This is a genomic window from Streptomyces sp. NPDC004561 (assembly GCF_053602155.1).
This window is the reverse complement of the sequence record NZ_JBSGDB010000614.1, coordinates 1-3011: the sequence shown is the minus strand read 5'-3', so window position 1 is coordinate 3011 and position 3011 is coordinate 1. Positions and strand designations below refer to the sequence as shown.

Annotated in this window: 4 protein-coding genes; all 4 read right to left on the bottom strand. The window is 73.6% G+C overall.

Annotated elements, in window-relative coordinates:
• A partial coding sequence (locus ACWEN3_RS41995) for an ATP-binding cassette domain-containing protein (RefSeq protein ID WP_452982675.1) occupies positions 1–332 on the bottom strand: 332 nt, incomplete at its 3' end.
• Entirely contained in the window at positions 329–1375 is a 1047-nt protein-coding gene (locus ACWEN3_RS41990; RefSeq protein ID WP_452982672.1) for a FecCD family ABC transporter permease, read from the bottom strand. The genes ACWEN3_RS41990 and ACWEN3_RS41995, both read right to left, overlap by 4 nt.
• Positions 1372–2415, bottom strand: coding sequence for a FecCD family ABC transporter permease (locus tag ACWEN3_RS41985; RefSeq protein WP_452982669.1), 1044 nt, complete (start codon positions 2413–2415; stop codon positions 1372–1374). The genes ACWEN3_RS41990 and ACWEN3_RS41985 overlap by 4 nt, the downstream gene beginning before the upstream one ends.
• Positions 2416–2478: 63 nt before the next feature.
• Positions 2479–3011: HAD hydrolase-like protein (locus tag ACWEN3_RS41980; protein ID WP_452982666.1), on the bottom strand; the 533-nt coding region annotated here is incomplete at its 5' end.

The following is a 3011-nucleotide window of genomic DNA, read 5'->3' as shown; positions in this document are numbered from 1 at the left end:
GCCACAGGATTCACCTTCCCTGCAAGGGGGTTGACCATCCCTCGTTGACGATTCAGGCCGAGGGTGCGCGCGACCTTCTTCGCGGGCAGCGACCGGATGGCCTGCCCGTCGAGCAGCACCCGTCCCTCGGCCGGCTTGAGCATCCGCGACAGCGCCCGCAGCAGCGTCGACTTGCCGCACGCGTTCGGGCCGACGATCACCGTGAAGGACCGGTCCGGGATCTCCACCGACAGCTGCTCGGCGATGACGCGCCGGTCGTAGGCGAGGGTGACGTTCTCGGCGGACAGGCGGTTCACAGTGCTCCTAGAGGTGATCGGGTGCGTGTCGCTCATATCCGGCCCGCCCTGCGCTCGGTGACCAGCAGCCACAGCAGATAGCCGCCGCCGAGGACGCCGGTGACCACGCCGACGGGCAGTTGGTCGGCGCCGAAGGCGCGCTGCGAGGCCCAGTCGGCGGCGACCAGCAGGGTGGCGCCCATGCAGAGGGAGGGCACCAGGTTCGGCCCCGGCGAGCGGGTCAGGCGCCGGGCGAGCTGCGGGGCGGTGAGCGCGACGAAGCTGACGGGTCCCGCGGCGGCCGTGGCGGCCGCGGTGAGCAGCACGGCGCAGACCATCAGCACCAGCCGGACGCGCTGCACACGCACCCCGAGGGCGTTCGCGGTGTCGTCGCCCATCTCCATCATCCGCAGGCCGCGCGCGTTGCAGAGGACGAGCGGGACGAGGACGGCGCACAGGGCGAGCAGCGGCCGGACCTGGTCCCAGTCGCGGCCGTCGAGAGAGCCGGTCATCCAGACCACCGCGCGGGCCGCGTCGACCAGGTCGGCCTTGGTGAGCAGATAGCCGTTGACCGCGGTGACGACCGCGGAGACGCCGATACCGACCAGGACCAGCCGGTATCCGTGCACGCCCTGCTTCCAGGCGAGCAGATGGATGACCAGTCCGGTGGCCAGGCCGCCGACCAGCGCGCCGACGGTGACCTGGGCGGCGCCGCCGGACATCAGCACGATCACGACCAGCGCGCCCGCCGTCGAGCCCTGCGACAGGCCGAGCACGTCCGGACTGCCCAGCGGATTGCGGGAGACGGACTGGAACAGCGCGCCGCCCAGGCCCAGCGAGGCGCCGACCAGCAGCCCGACCAGGACACGCGGCAGCCGCAGCTCGTTGACGACGAAGTCCTGGTACGCGGTGCCGTTCCCGGCGAGCGTCCTCAGCACGTCGGCCGCCGGGATCCGCGCGTCGCCGGTGCCGATCAGCGCGACGCCCGCGGCGCAGCCTGCGGCCAGCAGCAGTACGACGACGAGCAGGGCCCGGACGTCCAGGCGCAGGGACAGCCCGCCGGGGGCGCGTACGGCACGGCTCCTGGTGTGTGTCCTCACAGCTGGGCCGTCCTCCGCCGTCGTACGAGAAAGATGAAGGCCGGGCCGCCGATGACGGCGGTGACGATGCCGACCTGGAGTTCCGAGGGGCGGGCCGCGATCCGGCCGACGACGTCGGCGCCGAGCAGCAGCACCGGCGACAGGACCGTGGCGTACGGCAGGATCCAGCGCAGGTCGGGGCCGGTGAAGGAGCGCACCGCGTGGGGGACCATCAGGCCGACGAACACGATGGGCCCGCAGGCTGCGGTCGCCGCGCCGGACAGCACCGTGGCGGCCAGCATGGCCAGGGCGCGGGTGCGGTTGAGGTCGGCGCCGAGGGCGCGGGCGGTGTCGTCGCCCATCGCCACGGCGTTCAGCGGCCGGGCCAGCGCGAGCGCGAGGACCGTGCCGGCCCCGATGAACGGCAGCACCTGCACGATGGTCGAGTCGGTGGCCGAGGCCAGCGAACCCACCGTCCAGAACCGCATCCTGCCCAGGGCCGCGTCGTCCATGATCATCACGGCCTGGAGGTAGCCGTAGAGGGCCGCGCTGACGGCCGTGCCGGCGAGCGCGAGCCGTACCGGGGTGGCGCCCCGGCTGCCGCCGAGGAACCACACCAGCGCGCCCACGGCCGCCGCCCCGAGGAAGGCGAACCACACATAGCCGGTGAGGCTGGTGACGCCGAACCAGGTGATGGCGGTGACGACGGCCGCCGACGCGCCGGCGTTGATCCCGAGCAGTCCGGGGTCGGCCAGCGGGTTGCGGGTGAGCGCCTGGAGCACCGCGCCCGACAGGCCGAGCGCGGCCCCGGCCAGCAGACCGAGGACCGTGCGTGAGAGCCGCTCGTCCACGACGACGTCGCCGTACGTCCCCGAGTCGTGGAACAGGCCGTGCCAGACCTGGCCGGGCGAGAGCCCTTTGGCGCCGATCGCGATGCTCGCCAGGGCGACGAGCACCAGGATCACTACGGAGAGCAGGAGCCCAAGGGCCCGTACCGCCCGGCGGGTTGGGGGCGCGGGGGCGGTCTCCGCGCGCGGTTCCGGAGGACTGTCGACCAACACGAGGTTAGGTTAGCCTACCCTCGCTTACGATCTCGATCCCCGAGCGCAGGAAGCCGCGGCGGCTCAGAGCCCGAGCCTCGCCAGCGCCTTACCGCCGTCCAGCCGGCAGGAGTCGTCGCCGCCCGCCGTCCAGGCCGCCGCGCACAGGGCGCGCAGGCCGTCCAGGGCCTCGCCGTCGCCCGCCAGCTCCAGCCGGTCCGCCCCGGCCGTGGCCGTCCACCCGCCGCAACGGAAACCGTCACCCTTCGGGGTGACATCGGGCTGCCCGGTGAGGAGCCCCCGCAGGTCCGCGTCCACGTACGTCGGCCGGTGCCGCGGTGGCGCGGCCAGCAGCAGGGCCCCGTCGGTGACGCCGGTCAGCACCAGCAGCGAGTCGACCTGGCCGTTGAACGCGCCCTCGATGTCGGTGTCCAGCCGGTCCCCGACCACCAGCGGCCGCTCCGCACCGGTCCGGATGATCGTCTCCTTGTGCATGGGAGGCAGCGGCTTGCCCGCCACCTGCGGCTCCGCGCCGGTCGCGATCCGCACGACCTCCACGGCCGCCCCGTTCCCCGGCGCGATCCCGCGCCCGCTGGGAATCGTCAGGTCGGTGTTGG